Origin of the sequence: Simonsiella muelleri ATCC 29453 (assembly GCF_002951835.1) — a bacterium.
In the GTDB taxonomy this organism is placed as follows: Bacteria; Pseudomonadota; Gammaproteobacteria; order Burkholderiales; family Neisseriaceae; genus Simonsiella; species Simonsiella muelleri.
This window is the reverse complement of the sequence record NZ_CP019448.1, coordinates 2,098,496-2,118,120: the sequence shown is the minus strand read 5'-3', so window position 1 is coordinate 2,118,120 and position 19,625 is coordinate 2,098,496. Positions and strand designations below refer to the sequence as shown.

Sequence of the window (19,625 nt, the reverse complement as noted above, 5' to 3'; positions counted from 1 at the left end):
GCCATGAGAATAAATGGAAATTCCGTATTATATAACAAATTTTCCTAATTTTTTCAGGTCATGAAAAAACGCCCCCAATTGCCATAAACATTTAGGGGCGTTGTTTTTGATTTTTCAGGCAGCCTGAAAGATTAATAACGCATTACGTTGCTTTGACCCTCAATGATGCGCGGTGTAATGAAGAACAACACTTCGCTACGTTGATGGTTACGGCTCTTAGATTTAAACAAATTGCCCAGCACAGGAACATCGCCTAACAATGGTACTTTGCTGATATTGTTGGAAATTTGTTCTTGGTATACGCCACCGACTACCAGTGTTCCACCATTTTCAACCATGGCTTGCGTTTTTACTTGTTTCACGCTGATGGCAGGTTCGCCATCGGCATTGATTCTTGTATTGTCCACGTTATCTTTATTGATGGTAACGTCCAAGATAATGTTGTTATCAGGAGTAATACGTGGTGTTACTTTCATGCTTAACACAGCATCTTTGAAAGCTGTTGTATAAGAACCATCGGCATCACGTGTTTGGTAAGGGATCTGTGTACCTTGGCGAATTTCGGCTTCTTTGCGGTCTTGTGTTAAAACGCGTGGTGAAGAAATGGTTTTGGAGCGATTTTCTTCTTCCATCGCACTCAATTCCAAGCTTAATGCACTAGAGCCAAAAGAGCGAATCAAACCCAAAGCCGTTGTGGCAGTGGCGACAGTTGGCAAGTTAATATTTGGGGAAATATCAATTACGCCAGTAGATGCGCCAACACCAACATTACGGTTGTTCAAAGCATTGTTATAAGTGTTGCCTACGCCTGTGCGCCCCGCGCGTGCATAGCCTAATTTTATCCCCAAATCACGTCCAACAGACACGTCCGCTTCAACAATACGAGTTTCCACCATTACTTGACGTGCAGGTACGTCCAATTCTTCAATCAAGCGTTGGAATTCTTGAATAACTGTACTGGTGTCTTTAACAATTAATGTGTTGGTTGCGGGGTCAACGCGTGCGCTACCGCGTTTAGTCAAAAGTGAGCCAGAAGTACCACTGTCGTTGCCACGTTGATCTAATTTTAATACATCGCGTAATTCTTCTACGTTTTTGTATTTTAATTGGAAAGTTTGAGAAACCAATGGGATTAAATCATCTAATTTAGCACGATCTTCAGCATCTTCAAGACGGCGTTTTTTGGATTCGGCGTTGGTAAGAATGTTGATGATATTACCATTTTTTTCCATGACCAAATCACGTGCTGATAAAACCAAATCTAAGGCTTGATCCCAAGGCACATCTTTCAAAGATAAAGTCATTTTGCCTTGAACGCTGTCGCTGGCAACAATATTAATACCTGATTCTTTTGCCAAAATCTGCAATACAGTACGAACTTCAATGTCTTGGAAGTCTAAAGACAAATGTTTGCCATTGAAATTTTTCTTTTGTTTTTTACTGTCATTCATGGCGGCTTTAGCTGCTGCAGACACAGTGTTCGTGGTGGGTACAATGGTCAAAGAATAGCGACCACCCGAACGCGGTGTTAAGCGATGTTGCCAAGTGCCTTGGTTGCGAACGGTAATTTCGGTGTCATTTCCGATGCGTCTTGCGGCAATCGTGCGTACAGGCGTAGAGAAATCGGTAACATCAAGATTTTTTTGGTCTTGAGTAGAGATTTGATAATTTTTCAAGGTCAATACAACGCGATCGGATTGCACTTTGACTTTAGGTTCTGTGTCAGTACCTGCACGGAACTCAACAACACCAGAACGGTTTGCGCCTTTATGGAAATCCAAACCAAAATCGCCACTAAATTGTTGAGAAGCGGTTGTGGTGCTGGTCGTGGCGCGAGTAGGTTCAGAATTTGAACCAGATTCTTTCACATAAATCCAAATTTCATTACCCTTGATTTGTGTGTTGTATTCGGCTTCTTTGGTTAAGCCAAGCAACAGACGAGCATTATCATTGTTTTGTGCAACAACGATTTGATTTAACAAGGTGTCGTTAAATGACAATTGGTTTTGAGATGACTGCACGCCTGTACCTGCAAAATCCAACGCAATACGCGAAGGCGATGCGGTAACAAAACCCGTAGGTTGTTTCACATCGCGGTCAAATTTAACTTTGATAACGCGTTGTTGGTCGGGTAAAACGGATACATTGATGTTGGTAATATTACCAGCATAGGCAGCCTGAAGCCCCATAGTGATTGCCATTAACGGCATGATTTTAGTGAAATTTGGTTTCATAAATTATGACCTCTTCTAATTGAAAAATTATTTTTTAATTTGTGGCTGTGCAGGTATGGTTTCACCTAAAGGCATCACAACTTGGCGTTTTTCCCAATTACCATTTGTGTCTTCAACGGTTTCAGACAGCGTTACTGCATCTGGGGTAATTTTGATGATGCGACCATAGTTTTGCCCCAAGTAGTTACCTACATTGACTGTATACACAAGGTTATCATCGGCGCTGTTAATTAAAGCAGATAAATGATTACCACTACCGATTGTGCCAACAAATTTTAATTTATCCAATGAAACGGTTTCCAATAATTGTTTTGGACGGCGTAAATCCGGTGGTGTACCCGAATTAATTTGTGGTTGAGCCGAGCGCATACGATACACGCTAAATGCGTGTGGATTAATTGGAGCCGGTGGATTGTATTGAGCGGGTTCAGCCATTTCGGGTGGTGTGGGGGGCTTTAAATGTGACTTAGCGTTTTTTTGGGTTGTTTGCATCCATTCTGTCAGGTCTTCATTTTCTTCTGAGCACGCGGTTGCCAACATGATTAAAGGGATTAGTAATAATTTAGCTTTCATCATTGCATCCTATGTTCGTTATTGAGCTGCAGCGCTGGCTGCACCGCTTGCCGCTGAAGCTGCTGGTAAATCGGTATCAACTGCTTTATAAGTACTTGCTACAGCAGTTAAAACAAATCTATTAGCCGGTTTAGCAGGTTTGGTTGAGTCAGGTTTGTTGTTTTTATCGTCTTCTGGGGCGATATTGATGCTGGATAAAGTAACAATACGAGAAACGTGCCCCACATCACGTGCAAAATTAGCCAATTGGTCATAGCTGCCTGTAACCGAAATACTAAATGGAAGGCGTTGAATATTAGCATCTTCTGATAATGCTTGGCGTGGAATTAAATGATTTAAGGTTAAATTATTGCTGGCAGCGGCCTGATGCAATTCTTGAATCAAGTTGGGAATTTCTGCATCTGTAGGCAATTGTTTAATCAAAGTGGAAATGGAATCTTCAATTAAAACTAATTCTGCTCGCAAATTTTCTAAATTGGCAACCTTAATGGTCAATTTTTCGTATTTATCTTTCAATTCGGTTTCGGTATCTTTTGCGGTTTGCAAAGTTTCCATTTGTGATTGAAAAGACGCAAAATAAGCTACAACAACAATCAACACCGCCAAAATAATGGCAGCCAGCATTTGAACAGGCTTGCTGCTCAAATGCAGTTTTTGAATATCAAAGTTTTGTGAACTCATAATTGTTCATACTCCATTATTTATTAGCAGGTGGGGTGGCTGATGATGCACTTTTCGCTGCGCTTGCTGCGGTGGCGGCGACAGGTTTCGGCTTATACACTTGATCCACCAAAATAGATTTTAAAGTGAATTTTTGACCATCATCAACTTTTTGAATTTCAACCAATTCAGGAACATCAAAAATCCCTGTGCTGGGTAAAGCAGCCATTAAAGCAGCGATTTTGGTGTCGGCAACCGCTTTACCTTCCAAGAAATATTCATTGCCTGGTTTGTTACCTTTGCCATCTGTGCCTCTCAATGTCATCAAATAAGAACCTTGAGGAACAACTTGATTCAGGCTGTCAATAATACGCGCGCCTTCAAAGCGTTTTTGATCCAATTCTTCTACTTTTTGCTTACGTTCTAAGAAGTTGTGTTTGCGTTTTTCCAGTTCATCAATGGTTTTCAATTGGTTTTCCAATTCGGTCATACCCGTTTGTAAACTGGCATTACGGCTTTCTTGTGTTTCAATGGCTTGGCTTAAGTACATATAAATTGCACCTGCAACCGCCACGCCAATTAAGCCACCAATCATCATGATTGCCTGAAATTGTTGCTTTTGCTTTGCTTCGCGCATCTCACGATAGGGAAGCAGGTTGATTTTAATTAAATCCATTTTAGAATAAACCTCTCAATGCCAAACCAAATGCGGTTGTTAATGAATCTGCGTCATGCGCCAAATCGCCACCTTTTAATTTATTTTCAGCCAGCGTAATGGGTGCAAGATGCTCTGTCGGAATATTGCTGCTAACACGTACCACATCTGCTAAACCTGATTCTGCTATACAAGCACTGCCACTGATGAAAATTTGTTGTACATCAATTTCATCGCTACGCGTGGTTAAGAAGAATTGTAAAGCACGTTGAACTGCCTGTGCGATTTGCATATTAAATACATCGTTAACTTCTGTTTTGTAATCGGCAGGGCGTTGGCGACGACCGCTAATCATTTCTAAGGCTTCGCTTTCGGTTACTTGATAATTGCGTTGCAATAATTGTACTAATTGGTTTAAACCGAAATTTGCATCATGATGGCGATACAAAATTTTGCCTGATTGCACAATGAGTGCTTTGAGTGAAACATCGCCAATATCAAATAAGGCAATACGTTCATTGGCAAGTTCGCTGTTTCTCTGGTTAATCACATAAGTGAAAGCGTTAAATAAGGCGAATAAGTCTACATCTACATTGGTGGCAGATAAACCAACTTCTTCTAGTAAGTCATTGTATTGGTTAACATTGTCTGATTTTGCAGCAACCACTAAAACAGAGCTGCCTTTGTTTACGGCATCGGCTGGGAAAACTTGCCAATCGTAGCGCATTTCATCTAATGGTCCCACGCGAACCACTTCTGCTTCTACAAATTCTTGTAAAGAGAGTTCCGCATCAGCAGCAGAATAAGGTAAATTTTCTTCAATGGTAACCACATCCACAGGCAAACCAACGTTGATAGATTTACAATTTGTTTTCAGCCTGCTGTAACATTGTTGCAAATGAGAGACAAGCGTGTCAAAATTAACAATCTCGCTGCCTGAAACCACGTTTTGTGGTAAGGGTTCTATGGCATATTTTTCCAATTGAACTTGTCCGGAGCTACGCCCTGAAAGTTGCACCATGCGAATATTTGCCGAACCGATTTCCAAACCGATAACGCTTTTTGCAGACATATTCGCTGCCGCTTTACCTGTTGGTTTTTTGGCGCGTTTGCTTGCTTTCTCAGCTTTTTCGCTAGTATTTTTAGTAGTTTTCTTCAAAACCATAATTTAAAATCCTTACTTAATGCTAAAGCATTTATAATAGTGAAAACTCACGATTTGTGAATCGAGTAACAAAAAACAGTGGTTATTTTACTTTATTTAAAAAAACAAATGGCAATTTTTATTAAAATATCATGATTAAAAATTTTTTCTACACCATTTTGGGCTTGATGTTAGGTCTTTTTTTATTTGCAGTTGGGCTAGTTACGGTTGCCGTTTTGGTTACGTATCCTAAGCTGCCTGCATTAGATGCTGTCAAGTATTATCAACCAAAAGAACCTTTGACCATTTATTCATCAGATGGCATTGTGATTGGTTCTTACGGTGATGAACGTCGCGCTTTTACCACGATTGACCAGTTTCCCAAAGTTTTGAAAGATGCCGTCATTGCGGCGGAAGACAAACGCTTTTACGAACACTGGGGGGTCGATATAACTGGTGTTGCTCGTGCCATTTTGAGTAACGTGCGTGGCGGACACAAACAAGGTGCGAGTACCATCACGCAGCAAGTGGCGCGTAATTTCTATTTGACCAATGAACGTACCATGACGCGAAAATTTAATGAAGCTTTGTTGGCTTATAAAATTGAACGCTCATTAACAAAAGATCAGATTTTGGAATTATATTTCAATCAAATCTATTTGGGACAACGTGCTTATGGCTTTGCCTCTGCTGCTAAAATCTATTTTAACAAACCTGTGCAAGATTTAACATTAGCAGAAGCAACTATTTTAGCTGGTTTGCCAAAAGCACCGTCTGCTTTTAATCCAATTGTGAACCCAGAACGCTCACGTTTACGTCAGCAGTATATTTTGAATAATATGGTTGAATTGGGCATGATTACACAGCCGCAAGCAAATGCAGCTTTAAATGAACAATTGGTTTATGAACGCTATAAAATGTTGATTGACCAAAATTCTTTGTATGTTGCAGAAATGGCACGACAAACCTTGTATGAAAAATATGGCGAAGATGTTTACACGCAAGGTCTGAAAGTTTACACCACTGTTAGCACGGATAATCAAAAAGTTGCTACCGCCGCATTACGTAAAGCATTACGCAATTATGACCGTGGTTCGCATTATCGTGGTGCAGAATCACAATTAGATTTAACTGCAATGGACGACGTGGAAGATGGTATTGAACAGTATTTGTCCAATACTTATACCGTAGAAGGCATGGTGCCCGCCGTTATCACAACTGCTAATTCAAAAGGCATTGAAATTTATATGCAAGGTGGTGTGAAAGCATCTTTGTCTAATGCCGATATGGGTTCAGGTACACGCGCTGCAGTTAATAATAAGAAAATGGGCGAACGAGCATTGAGAGCAGGTTCTGTTATTCGTGTGACAAAAACAGGTAATGGGCGTTGGACAGTAGTACAGCAGCCTGAAATTCAAGGTGCATTGTTGTCTATGGACACGGAAACAGGCGCAATCCGTGCGGTGGTAGGGGGATATGATTTCCACAGCAAAAATTTTAACCGTGCCACGCAAAGTATTCGCCAACCAGGTTCTACTTTTAAACCCTTTATTTATTCTGCTGCGTTATCCAAAGGCATGACGGCTGCTACTATGGTCAATGATGCACCCATCAGTATTCGTGGTTGGTCGCCAAAAAATTCGGATGGTTATTATGCGGGTATGATGCCATTGCGTTTGGCATTGGCAAAATCTAAAAACGTGGTATCGGTTCGAATCACTCAAGCGATGGGTTTGAGTTATGCACGTAAATATATACAACGATTTGGTTTTAAAGAAAATCAATTGCCAAATGCTTTACCCATTGCGTTGGGTGCGGGTTCAGCAACGCCTCTACAAATGGCTGAAGGTTATGCGGTTTTTGCTAATGGCGGTTACAAAGTTAAGGGTTATGTGATTGATAAAATATATGATACCAAAGGTAATTTACGCGCTGAAATGCAACCGTTGGTAGCACGTCAGAATGCGCCGCAAGTGATTGACCCGCGTAATGCTTATGTGATGACTTCTATGTTGCAAGATGTGGTACGGATTGGTACAGCACGTGCTGCATTGGGTTTGGGGCGTAGCGATATTGCAGGTAAAACAGGTACAACCAATGAAAACAAAGATGTATGGTTTGCTGGTTATAATCCAAAAGTGGTAACGGTTGTTTATTTGGGCTTTGATACGCCACGTTCATTGGGGCGTCGCGCGTTTGGTGGCACGGTGGCATTGCCTGTTTGGATGGATTATATGCGTTTTGCGCTTAAAGGCATGCCAATTCAGTCATATAAAGCACCGACAGGCGTTGTGAAGAAAAATAAAGAAGTTTTCTTGCAAGAACAACAAAATACCACTGTTGCCGTAGATAACAGCACATCAGATCCCGATGCGGTAAAACGTTCAGCGCAGCAGCCTGAACCACAATCTGAAGGCGGTGCAGAAGAAGATGAAGCCAGCAAAGGTATTTTTGATAATTTATTTTAACCACTGAATTAAATCCCTTGTTAATTGATTTTTCAAGGGATTTTTTCTCAGGCTGCCTGAAAGATAAAATCATGACTCGATTTCGTACCGATAAATCTTTAGAACACGCTGAGCGTATTATGTTGGTTTCGGTGATGCTGCCTGAAAATTATTCAGGTGCTAATGAAATCCGTGAACGCACTTTTCAGGCTGCCTGCTTAGAAGCAGCTGAACTTGTCCGCGCAACGGGCGGCGAACTCATTGCTCACGAAACCGCTAAACGCGAAAAAGCCCATACCGCACTTTTTGTCGGGACGGGTAAAGCAGAAGAGTTAGCAAAATTAGTTGAACAAAATCAAATAGAATTGGTGATTTTTAATCATGAATTGTCGCCGACACAAGAGCGAAATTTGGAAAAGGCATTGCAATGTCGCGTGCTTGACCGCGTGGGTTTGATTTTGGCCATTTTCGCACAGCGAGCCCAATCGCAAGAAGGTAAATTACAAGTTGAGTTGGCGCAATTGTCGCATTTATCCAGTAGATTGGTTCGTGGATACAAACACTTACAAAGCCAAAAAGGTGGCATCGGTTTAAAAGGACCAGGTGAAACACAATTGGAAACCGACCGCCGTTTGATTCAAAATAAAATTAATTTCTTGAAAAAGCAATTGGATAATGTGAAAAAGCAACGTGAAACACGGCGCAAAGCACGGCTTTCAGGCAGCCTGAAGACATTCGCGATTGTGGGCTATACTAATGCTGGAAAATCCACATTATTCAATCGGTTAACTAAAGCAGACGTGTTCGCCCAAGACCAATTATTTGCTACGCTGGATACGACTGCACGGCGATTGTATCTCAATCCCGAAACCAGTATTATTTTAACGGATACTGTTGGTTTTGTTCAAAATTTACCGCATAAATTGGTGTCGGCATTCGCAGCGACATTGGAAGAAACAGCGTTGGCGGATGTGTTGTTGCATGTTGTTGATGCGAGTGACCCCGAATATGAACGCAAAATTCAAGATGTAAATCATGTGTTGAGGGAAATTAAAGCGGATAAAATCCCACAACTTGTTATTTATAATAAACAAGATTTATTGCCTGCAGCCGAGCAATCTTCAGGCTGCCTGAAAAATTATGTGGGCAAAACGGTCGCGGTGGGCGTTTCGGCGGTCAGTGGAATGGGGCTGGAAGATTTGCGCCAAGCATTGATTGAGTGGGCGTGATTTTCAGGCTGCCTGAAAACGCCAAAATCGCATATAATCGCGTTTTTACAAACTTCTGTTTCAAAGGACAATCAAATGGCAGATTTTAACCAAATTTTAGACGCTGGCGACGTGGATAGCGGCATTATCAATGTGGTTGTAGAAATCCCTGAAGGCAGCACCCACAAAATTGAATGGGACAGAAAACATGGTGTGATGAAATTAGACCGTGTTGAGCCACAAATTTTCGCTAAACCAACCAATTACGGCTTTATTCCGCAAACTTTGGACGAAGATGGCGATGAATTGGACGCTTTGATTATCACGCGAAACCCTTTGCCAACAGGTATTTACATGGAAGCGCGTGTGATTGGCATCATGAAATTTGTGGACGATGGTGAAGTAGATGACAAAGTAGTCGTGGTGCCTGCCGATGACCGCGATGCTGGTAATGAAATCAAAACATTAGCCGATTTGCCCGCGCAACTCATCAAACAAATTGAATTTCATTTTAACAATTACAAAGCCTTGAAAAAACCAGGCTCTACCAAAGTGGATCATTGGGGCGATGTGGAAGAAGCCAAAGCCGTCATTCGTGAATGTCAAGCGCGTTGGAAAAATCAATAATTAATTCAAAGATATTCAGGCAGCCTGAAAAAAAAACAATTTTTTAGGTTGCCTGAAAACATATTGGAGCATATCGGTGAATAAAAAAGAAAAACCCATTGAATATCAAATTGCTATTTTTATTTGTAATCGTTTGTCGCGTTTGATTGGCAATATTGTCAAATTATTATCTTATCCGTTTCATGCGATTTTCCCGAATAAGCGATTTGTGATTCCTGAAATTTCTCATGCCAAAATTCAACCCAAATCATCAAGCAAAATCCCCAAAATAATCTGGCAAACCAACTACAGCAATCGTGTAACTTTGCCTGTTTATTGCAATTATTTGGTGAATCGCTTGATGTCGCTGGATTGCGAATACCGCTATGTTAGCACCGAGGCGCGTGCCGAATTTATCCAACAAAATGCCGATGAAGCTACTTTCCAAGCCTACAGTCGTTTGACGAATGGTGCGTCTCAAGCTGATTTTTGGCGTGTTTTTGTTTTAAATCAATTGGGTGGCATATATATTGATATTGATGCACAACTGGTTTGCCCTGTTTCTAAAATTATTCAATCAGATGATAATGAAGTAATTATTTATAGAAATAATGAATTTACCAATTATTTTATAGCCATCAAACCCGATACCGATTTAATGAAGGATACTTTGAGTATTATCATTGAAAATATTCAAAATAATTGGACTGAATTCGGTGTGTTTAACATGACAGGTCCTAATACTTTGATTCGCGCCATGGAAGGCAAAACCGTCAATGTTCGCAATGCACGTTATACCTGTATGCAGGGAACATTCACTAATGAATATTTCCAATACATAGACAAGAAAAACAGCAAATGGACACATCAAAAACCTGAAGATTTATTAAAATAATTTTTTCAGGCAGCCTGAAAGCAAAAAATGAACCCCAAATCCTCTAAACGCGCCATTTCAGGCGTTTTATTATTAGATAAACCAGTTGGCATCAGCAGCAACTTGGCATTGCAAAAAGCCAGACGCTTATTTAACGCCGAAAAAGCAGGACACACAGGCGTACTTGACCCACTCGCAAGCGGTTTGCTGCCCGTGTGTTTGGGCGAAGCGACCAAATTTGCGCAATATTTATTGGATGCAGACAAAGCCTACACCGCTACACTCAAATTGGGTGAAGCCACCACCACTGGCGATGCTGAAGGCGAACTAATTGATGTAGCAGATAAAATAATTGAATTGATTGATTTTCAGGCTGCCTGTGCTGCGTTAACCGGCGAAATTCGCCAAGTGCCACCAATGTTTTCCGCGCTCAAACACGAAGGCAAACCGCTTTATGAATATGCGCGTCAAGGCATTGTGATTGAACGTAAACCACGTGATATTACCATTTATCAAATTGATATAATTGAATTTAATTTTCCAAAAGCTGTGATTGATGTGCGTTGCAGCAAGGGAACGTATATTCGCACATTGTCCGAAGATATTGCCAAAAAAATCAATAGTTTCGCGCATTTGACTGCGCTGCGTCGTATCGCCACCGCAGGTTTTGAAATTGAGCAAACCCACACATTGGATAAATTGTCTCATTTGTCGGAATCTGAACGTGATGCGTTGCTTTTGCCATGTGATGCGTTGGTACAACATTTGCCGCGTGTGGATTTGGACGATGACAGTGTGAAAAAATTGCGTTTTGGACAAACCGTGCCTTTTTCAGGCAGCCTGAAAAGCAATACGCCAGTTCGGGCGTATGGTTTGGCTGGCGAATTTGTGGGACTAGTGGAATATTTTAGCCACCATCATTGCTTAAAAGCGGTGCGTTTGATGAACACAGGCAGCCTGAAAAATACAAATCCGTTATAATGGCGCGTTTTGATTGAACAAATATTTGCATTAAAGGAATACAAAATGGCTTTTTTACAAGGCAAAAAAATCTTAATTACCGGCATGATTTCTGAACGTTCCATTGCTTATGGCATTGCAAAGGCGTGTCATGAACAGGGCGCGGAATTGGCATTTACGTTTGCGGTGGATAAATTAGCGGCTCGCGTGCATAAATTGGCGGCGGAATTTGGTTCGGAATTGGTATTTCATTGTGATGTGCAAAGTGATGATGAAATTAATCAAGTGTTTACTGATTTAGCGCAACATTGGGACGGTTTAGATGGTTTGGTTCATGCGATTGCGTTTGCACCAAAAGAAGCGTTGAGTGGCGATTTTTTGGACAGTATCTCACGAGAAGCATTTAATACGGCACATGAAATTTCGGCATATAGTTTGCCAGCTTTGGCAAAAGCGGCGCGTCCGATGATGCAGGGGCGCAACGGTTCTATTTTGGCTTTATCGTATTTGGGTGCGGTGCGCGCGATTCCAAATTATAACGTGATGGGCATGGCAAAAGCGAGTTTGGAAGCGGGCATTCGTTTTACTGCATCTTGTTTGGGTAAAGAGGGGATTCGCTGTAACGGTATTTCTGCGGGTCCAATCAAAACTTTGGCGGCGGCTGGGATTGCAGATTTTAATAAATTATTGGGTCATGTTGCGGCACAAAACCCGATTCGCCGTAATGTTACGATTGAAGAAGTGGGTAATACGGCGGCGTTCTTATTATCGGATTTGGCATCGGGCATCACGGGCGAAATCGCTTATGTGGACGGTGGTTACAGCATTAACGCGTTGAATGACGGTGAATAAATATAGTCGTTTAAAACTAGAATCTGCGTTCGTAAGATTTTGGGAAATTTTGCAAAGGTTTCAAATTGTCTTAATCAGCTAACTCCGCTTTTCAGGCAGCCTAATTTGCAGAAACCCTGACTTTAGGCGTAAAATAATGCTGTTTGCCAATGTTTATTTAAACACGGCTACGACATTTATTTCTAACCATTTTGTCAGGAGAGACAACATGTCCCAAACCTACAATGCAGCTACCGATGTAGATCCAATTGAAACCCAAGAATGGCTGGATTCTTTGAGTTCAGTATTGAAAAATGAAGGTCCAGAGCGCGCTCATTTCATTTTGGAAAATTTGGTGAAATACACGCGCCGTCGCGGTGTGCATTTACCATTTGAAGCGACTACTGCGTATTTGAACACGATTCCTGTGGGCAAAGAACAAAAATCCCCTGGTAATCACGAATTAGAACACCGTATTCGTTCTGCGATTCGTTGGAATGCGGCAGCGATGGTATTGCGTGCAGGCAAAAAAGATTTGGAATTGGGCGGTCATATTGCGTCTTTCCAATCTTCAGCGACTTTGTATGATGTTGGTTTTAACCATTTTTGGAAATCCAAAGGCGATGGCGAAGAAGGCGATATGATTTTCTTCCAAGGTCACTCAGCTCCGGGTATTTATGCGCGTGCGTTTGTGGAAGGTCGTCTGACTGAAGAACAATTAAACAATTTCCGTCAAGAAGTAGGTGGAAATGGTTTGTCTTCTTACCCCCACCCACACTTAATGCCTGATTTTTGGCAATTCCCAACCGTATCTATGGGTTTAGGTCCATTGATGGCGATTTACCAAGCACGTTTCTTGAAATACTTGGATTCTCGTGGTTTGAGCAAAACCAAAGGTCGTAAAGTATGGATGTTCTGTGGTGATGGTGAGATGAGCGAACCTGAATCTTTGGGTGCGATTTCTTTGGCTGCACGCGAAGGTTTGGATAATTTGATTTTTGTGATTAACTGTAACTTGCAACGTTTGGATGGTCCTGTTCACGGTAATGGCAAAATTATTCAAGAGTTTGAAGGTACATTCCGTGGTGCAGGTTGGAATGTGTTGAAAGTGATTTGGGGCAGTAAATGGGATTCATTGTTGGCACGCGATACCAACAATATCTTGAAACAACGCATGGAAGAAGTATTGGATGGCGACTACCAAACTTATAAATCCAAAGATGGTGCGTATGTTCGTGAACATTTCTTCAATACGCCTGAATTAAAAGCCATGGTTGCCAATATGTCTGATGAGGAAATTTGGGCGTTGAACCGTGGCGGTCATGATCCACACAAAGTTTATGCAGCTTACCATGAAGCGGTAAACAATGCTGGTGGTCGTCCGACTGTGATTTTGGCGAAAACCATTAAAGGTTATGGTATGGGCGCGTCTGGCGAAGGTCAAAACGTGGCGCACCAAGCGAAAAAAATGGACGTGAAATCATTGAAGCAATTCCGCGACCGTTTTGGTATTCAAGTAACCGATGAACAAATTGACAGTGGCGATTTGCCTTATTTCCGTTTCCCAGAAGACAGCGAAGAAATGCGCTATTTGCGTGAACGCCGTAATGCTTTAGGCGGTTATTTGCCAACGCGTAATCCTGTTACTGAAGGTTTACCGATTCCTGAATTGTCTGCGTTTGATGCGCAATTGCAGACCAGTGGTGATCGCGAATTCTCTACCACAATGGCATTTGTGCGTATCTTGAATACTTTGTTAAAAGACAAACAAATTGGTAAACGCATTGTGCCAATCGTGCCTGATGAAAGCCGTACATTTGGTATGGAAGGTATGTTCCGTCAATTTGGTATTTGGAATCCAAAAGGACAACAATACACACCACAAGATAAAGACCAATTGATGTTCTATAAAGAGTCTGTGGACGGTCAAATCTTGCAAGAGGGTATTAATGAACCTGGTGCAATGGCGGACTGGATTGCAGCAGCAACATCATATGCAAATAACCACTACGCGATGATTCCATTTTACATTTACTACTCAATGTTTGGTTTCCAACGCGTAGGCGATTTGGCTTGGGCAGCTGGTGATATGCACGCACGTGGTTTCTTGTTGGGCGGTACAGCAGGTCGCACCACATTGAATGGCGAAGGCTTGCAACACGAAGACGGTCATAGCCATATTCAGGCTGACTTGATTCCTAATTGCTTGTCATACGACCCAACTTATCAATATGAAATTGCTGTGATTGTTCAAGACGGTTTGCGCCGTATGTATGCAGAAAATGAAGATGTTTTCTACTACTTGACTTTGATGAACGAAAACTACAAACACCCAGCTATGCCACAACGCGAAAATATTGAACGCGATATTTTAAAAGGTATGTATTTGTTACGCGAAGGCGGTGAATCTGACAAAAAAGTTCAATTGATGGGTTCTGGAGTGATTTTGGAAGAAGTCATTCACGCGGCAGATTTGTTAAAAGCTGATTTTGGTGTGGACGCAGACGTTTGGTCTTGTACATCGTTCAATTTGTTGCACCGTGATGCGATGGAAGTGGAACGCTATAATCGTTTACATCCAACTGCGGAACAAAAATTGCCATTTGTTGCACAACAATTGAAAGGTCATAACGGTCCTGTGATTGCATCAACTGACTATATTCGCAGCTTTGCTAACCGCATTCGTGAGGCCATTCCTGCAGAAAACGGTGAATTCATTGTATTGGGTACAGATGGTTTTGGTCGTTCAGACAGCCGTCCAAACTTGCGTAATTTCTTTGAAGTGGATCGCTACCATGTCGCTGTTGCTGCGTTGAAAGCATTGGCAGATCAAGGTAAAGTGGACAAAAACATTGTTCAAGTAGCGATTGAAAAATACGGCATCAAAGCAGACAGTGCGCCAAGTTGGAAGCGCTAATGCCTGATGTGTGGGCTGCTTTTTATGCACAAGCAGCCTGCATCTTTCCCTAAATTCATAAAGAGAATTCAATAATATGAGTATTGTAGAAATCAAAGTCCCCGATATTGGTGGACACGAAAATGTGGACATCATCGCTGTTGAAGTCAAAGTAGGCGATACCGTCAATGTAGATGATACGTTAATCACTTTGGAAACCGATAAAGCTACCATGGATGTGCCTGCGGACGCGGCTGGTGTTGTGAAAGAGGTAAAAGTAAAAGTCGGCGACAAAGTCTCTGAAGGCAGCGTGATTTTGACCGTTGAAGCTGCTGGTGCGGCGGTGGAAGCTGCACCTATTCAGGCTGCTGCACCTGCACAAGTGGCTACGCCTGCTGCTGGCGGTGTGGAAAAAGTGAACGTGCCTGATATTGGTGGGCATGAAAATGTGGATGTGATTGCGGTTGAAGTAAAAGTGGGTGATACCGTTGCGGTGGACGACACTTTAATCACATTGGAAACCGATAAAGCCACTATGGATGTGCCTTGTACTGTTGCGGGTACGGTTACTGCCGTTCACATTAAAGTGGGCGATAAAGTATCAGAGGGCGCGTTGATTATTGAAGTTTCAGCTGCTGGTTCGGCTGCACCGCAACCTGTTGCTGCGCCTGCACCAGTAGCAGCTCCTGTTCAGGCTGCTGCTGCGCCAGTTGCGACAGCACCAACACCTATTGCGGCTGGTGTAAGTGTGGCTTATGGTTCTGTTAATGAAGAAGGTTTTGCGAAGGCACATGCTGGTCCATCAACACGCAAATTGGCGCGTGAATTAGGTGTGGATTTGAGTTTGGTTAAAGGCACTGGCGCAAAAGGTCGCATCACGGCTGAAGATGTGAAAGGCTTTGTGAAAGGCGTGATGCAAAACGGTGGCGCAAAAACTGTTCCTGTTGCTGGTGCTGCTTTGGGTGGTGGTTTGGACTTGCTGCCATGGCCAAAAGTGGATTTCAGTAAATTTGGTGAAATTGAAGTTAAAGAATTATCGCGCATTAAGAAAATCTCAGGTCAAAACTTATCTCGTAATTGGGTAATGATTCCACATGTTACCGTCAACGAAGATGCCGATATGACTGAATTGGAGGAATTCCGCAAAGTCTTGAACAAAGAATGGGAAAAAGCGGGTGTGAAAGTATCGCCATTGGCGTTCATTATCAAAGCGTCCGTAAGTGCGTTAAAAGCTTTCCCTGAATTTAATTCGTCTTTGGACGGCGATAATTTGATTCTGAAAAAATACTACAACATCGGTTTTGCTGCGGATACGCCAAATGGTTTGGTTGTGCCTGTGATTAAAGATGTAGACAAAAAAGGTTTAAAAGAAATCAGCCAAGAATTAACCGAATTGTCTAAAAAAGCTCGCGAAGGCAAATTGAAACCACAAGAAATGCAAGGCGCATGCTTTACCATTTCCAGCTTAGGTGGCATTGGTGGCACAGGCTTTACTCCCATCGTGAATGCACCAGAAGTAGCGATTTTAGGTGTATGCAAATCCACCATCAAGCCAGTTTGGAATGGCAAAGAATTTGAACCACGTTTGATGTGTCCATTGAGCTTGTCATTTGACCACCGTGTGATTGACGGTGCGGCAGGTATGCGCTTTACCGTGTATTTGGCGAATTTGTTGAAAGACTTCCGCCGTGTATCTTTGTAATTTGATTATTGAATAAAAAGGCAGCCTGAAAACATTTTATGTGTTTTCAGGCTGCCTTGTTTTATTGTGAATGAAAACTGCCTAACATTTCAGGCAGCAAATCTATTAATCAATGATGAGAATGTCCAATTTGGAAAGTTAAAGTCGCATAATTGGCTAATTTTTGACACACTTTTGGATTGGGATAATCTGTTTTATGTTCCACATTTGCTTTCCAAAAACCTTGACGCAACGGAATAATCTCCACTGTGCCATCATCGCCTGTTACATCGGAAAAGGCTTGTGCTTCCACTTTATGCGATTTGCTGCGGTCGCTGGTGTCAAAGCCATCAAAAGTGGCGGTCAAAACGGCGTTAGGCAACGGTTCGCCATTGAATAACACCTTGACTTTAAAGCGCTCACCTACGTGTACGTTGGCTGGATTATCCAATGGCACAATTTCCAAATGATGTCCAACGGGGCGTGTGATGATGTCTTTACTTGCGCTTTCGTGTCCTACATTGGCGATGAATTTGCCATACATTCTGGTTTCTTCGCAATAGGTTGCATTGGGCATTTGAGTCATGTTTTCGCGTTTCCAGCCATTGGCGTTTTTGGACCAAAACGTAGGTTTGTATTCGCCGACTACCAAATAGCTGCCATCTTTGACGGGTTTTGCGCTTTCAAATTGATAATTATGTAAACCTTTTTGAATTAAATTTTCTGTGCCTTTTTCAGTAATAAGTTGTAAAGGTTTAAAAATGTCTAAGCGTTCTTTGGCGATGGGTTCAAATTCGGGGAATTCGCCGTAACCCAATTCGGCTTTTAAAATTTCGCCTCCGTGCGTGTGATTTGCAGAAACCCATACGCGGTGTGCGTTTGCGGAAAAAGCCACGCCACACAATAGAATGGTCAGTAAAGAAGATTTAAAATTCATTTGATTTCTCCTGATGAAAAAACAAATGTTATATTATAACAATAATTTTGTAAACCCAAAAAGGCAGCCTGAAAACGTAGAATGGGTTTTCAGGCTGCCTGTTTTAGAATGGACAATTATTAAATGCTGCTACCTTGCGCTTTAATTTTTTCCACATGATTAGACAATTTGGACAATGCGGATAAATAGGCTTTGGTGGTAGCAACCAAAATATCGGTGTCCGCACCTTGACCATTTACGACTTTGTTGTCTTTTTTTAGGCGCACGGTGGTTTCGCCTTGACTTTCTGTGCCTTCGGTAACGGCATTCACGGAATAAATTTGCAATTCCGAGCCACTTTTTGCCACACTTTCAATGGCTTTGAAAATGGCATCTACGGGGCCAGAACCTGTTGATTCAGCGTGATTTTCTATACCTTTGACATTAAATACGATGTGGGCGCGTGGTAATTCGCCTGTTTCTGTAATAATATGTTGTGAAACAAATTTATAATCGTCTTGTGTCAAATTAGACATTTCATCTGATACCAACGCGTGTAAATCCTCATCAAAAATTTCACGTTTTTTATCCGCTAATTCTTTGAAACGCGCAAATGCAGCATTCAAAGCTTCTTCGCTGTCCAGTTCAATACCCAATTCTTGCAATTTGGTTTTGAACGCATTGCGTCCTGATAATTTGCCTAAAGTCAAACGATTGTTAGCCCAACCAACTGATTCAGCAGACATAATTTCATAAGTTTCACGATGTTTCAACACGCCATCTTGATGAATACCTGATTCATGTGAAAACGCATTTGCGCCAACCACAGCTTTATTTGGTTGCACGGGATAACCTGTAATCGTGGAAACCAATTTAGACGCTGGCACAATTTGCGCGGTGTCAATGCCTGTTTCCAAACCGAACACATCGTGGCGTACTTTCAATGCCATGGTAATTTCTTCCAAACTGGCGTTGCCTGCGCGTTCACCTAAGCCATTGATGGTGCATTCAACTTGACGCGCACCACCTTGCAATGCTGCCAGCGAATTGGCGACCGCTAAACCCAAATCGTTGTGGCAATGTGCAGACCAAATGACTTTATCGCCATTTGGTGTTTTGGCGATGAGTTCACGGAAAAAGGCTTCGGTTTTATGGGGAATGGAGTAGCCTACTGTATCGGGAATATTGATGGTGGTTGCGCCTGCTTCAATGACTTTTCCGCAAATTTTTGCTAGAAAATCAATGTCAGAACGCAATGCATCTTCGCATGAAAATTCCACGTCATCGGTGTATTCTTTGGCGATTTGCACGGCTTTAACGGCAGCCTGAATCACTTGTTCAGGCTGCATTTTCAATTTGTGCTGCATATGAATTGGGCTGGTGGCGATGAAGGTGTGAATACGGCGTTTTTCAGCGGGAGCAAGTGCCTCACCCGCACGGCGAATATCGCGTTCTACTGCACGGCATAATGAACAAACTGTTGAATTTTTGATGGTTTTTGCAATTTCATTCACAGCGGCCCAATCGCCTTCACTGGCAGCGGCAAAGCCAGCTTCAATTACATCCACGCCCAATTTTTCCAATTGTCGTGCCACGCGAATTTTTTCTTCTTTGGTCATGGCGGCACCGGGCGATTGTTCGCCATCGCGTAGAGTGGTGTCAAAAATGATGACGCGGTTACTTGTGTTCATAGTGGGTCTTTCCGATTCGGATTGTTGTTTGATAAAAGCATTTAAATCCAGTGATTTACCTTGATATTTTGCTAATTCGCCTAATTTTTGTAATTGTGTGAGTGGCATGGAGCCGCGTGTGCGCCATTTATAGATGGCGGCGGTGCTGGCTGCATGGTTGGGGTCGTATTGTTTGAGGGCGTCTGCGAGTGCGTTTACGCCACCGAAATAGGCGATTAAGCGGTCTATGTCTAATTGCATGATAATTTG

At 42.1% G+C, this 19,625-nt stretch carries 15 protein-coding genes; 8 read left to right on the top strand and 7 right to left on the bottom strand.

Annotation, left to right across the window (positions count from 1 at the left end):
- Positions 1–131: 131 nt before the first annotated feature.
- From BWP33_RS10500 to pilM, 5 genes are read right to left on the bottom strand one after another with little or no spacing between them, the layout of a single operon-like run.
- Positions 132–2,234 carry a type IV pilus secretin PilQ gene (locus BWP33_RS10500; protein WP_002641339.1) on the bottom strand — a complete coding sequence of 701 codons (2,103 nt, stop codon included), beginning with the start codon at positions 2,232–2,234 and terminating at the stop codon, positions 132–134.
- Between the two features lie 27 nt (positions 2,235–2,261).
- Positions 2,262–2,774 carry a pilus assembly protein PilP gene (locus BWP33_RS10495; protein WP_282705003.1) on the bottom strand — a complete coding sequence of 171 codons (513 nt, stop codon included), beginning with the start codon at positions 2,772–2,774 and terminating at the stop codon, positions 2,262–2,264.
- A gap of 51 nt (positions 2,775–2,825) precedes the next feature.
- A complete protein-coding gene (locus BWP33_RS10490; protein WP_002641341.1) occupies positions 2,826–3,488 on the bottom strand; it encodes a type IV pilus inner membrane component PilO in 663 nt (220 codons plus the stop codon).
- Between the two features lie 16 nt (positions 3,489–3,504).
- Complete coding sequence (locus BWP33_RS10485) at positions 3,505–4,143, bottom strand: PilN domain-containing protein (RefSeq protein ID WP_002641342.1); 639 nt, start codon at positions 4,141–4,143, stop codon at positions 3,505–3,507.
- Between the two features lies 1 nt (position 4,144).
- Positions 4,145–5,287: a type IV pilus biogenesis protein PilM gene (gene pilM, locus BWP33_RS10480; RefSeq protein ID WP_002641343.1), complete on the bottom strand. Its 1,143-nt coding sequence runs from the start codon at positions 5,285–5,287 to the stop codon at positions 4,145–4,147.
- A gap of 131 nt (positions 5,288–5,418) precedes the next feature.
- Between pilM and BWP33_RS10475 the strand changes: the two genes are divergently transcribed.
- From BWP33_RS10475 to aceF, 8 genes are all read left to right on the top strand, one after another.
- On the top strand, positions 5,419–7,734 hold the full coding sequence (locus BWP33_RS10475) for a penicillin-binding protein 1A (protein ID WP_002641344.1): 2,316 nt from the start codon (positions 5,419–5,421) through the stop codon (positions 7,732–7,734).
- Positions 7,735–7,805: 71 nt separating this feature from the next.
- Complete coding sequence (hflX, locus tag BWP33_RS10470; RefSeq protein ID WP_002641345.1) at positions 7,806–8,942, top strand: GTPase HflX; 1,137 nt, start codon at positions 7,806–7,808, stop codon at positions 8,940–8,942.
- 75 nt (positions 8,943–9,017) lie between these two features.
- Complete coding sequence (locus BWP33_RS10465) at positions 9,018–9,548, top strand: inorganic diphosphatase (RefSeq protein ID WP_002641346.1); 531 nt, start codon at positions 9,018–9,020, stop codon at positions 9,546–9,548.
- A gap of 76 nt (positions 9,549–9,624) precedes the next feature.
- Positions 9,625–10,422 (top strand): glycosyltransferase family 32 protein, encoded by a 798-nt coding sequence (locus BWP33_RS10460; protein ID WP_002641347.1) that lies wholly within the window; start codon positions 9,625–9,627, stop codon positions 10,420–10,422.
- 27 nt (positions 10,423–10,449) lie between these two features.
- Positions 10,450–11,382 carry a tRNA pseudouridine(55) synthase TruB gene (gene truB / locus BWP33_RS10455; RefSeq protein ID WP_002641348.1) on the top strand — a complete coding sequence of 311 codons (933 nt, stop codon included), beginning with the start codon at positions 10,450–10,452 and terminating at the stop codon, positions 11,380–11,382.
- Positions 11,383–11,427: 45 nt separating this feature from the next.
- On the top strand, positions 11,428–12,213 hold the full coding sequence (gene fabI, locus BWP33_RS10450; RefSeq protein ID WP_002641349.1) for an enoyl-ACP reductase FabI: 786 nt from the start codon (positions 11,428–11,430) through the stop codon (positions 12,211–12,213).
- A gap of 208 nt (positions 12,214–12,421) precedes the next feature.
- On the top strand, positions 12,422–15,109 hold the full coding sequence (gene aceE, locus BWP33_RS10445) for a pyruvate dehydrogenase (acetyl-transferring), homodimeric type (RefSeq protein WP_002641350.1): 2,688 nt from the start codon (positions 12,422–12,424) through the stop codon (positions 15,107–15,109).
- Between the two features lie 76 nt (positions 15,110–15,185).
- Positions 15,186–16,790, top strand: a complete 1,605-nt coding sequence (gene aceF, locus BWP33_RS10440; protein WP_002641351.1) for a dihydrolipoyllysine-residue acetyltransferase — start codon at positions 15,186–15,188, stop codon at positions 16,788–16,790.
- 109 nt (positions 16,791–16,899) lie between these two features.
- Here aceF and BWP33_RS10435 read toward each other — a convergent pair whose 3' ends face one another.
- Positions 16,900–17,706, bottom strand: coding sequence for a DUF4198 domain-containing protein (locus BWP33_RS10435; RefSeq protein WP_002641352.1), 807 nt, complete (start codon positions 17,704–17,706; stop codon positions 16,900–16,902).
- Positions 17,707–17,825: 119 nt separating this feature from the next.
- Positions 17,826–19,616 carry a 2-isopropylmalate synthase gene (locus tag BWP33_RS10430; protein ID WP_002641353.1) on the bottom strand — a complete coding sequence of 597 codons (1,791 nt, stop codon included), beginning with the start codon at positions 19,614–19,616 and terminating at the stop codon, positions 17,826–17,828.
- Positions 19,617–19,625: the final 9 nt, after the last annotated feature.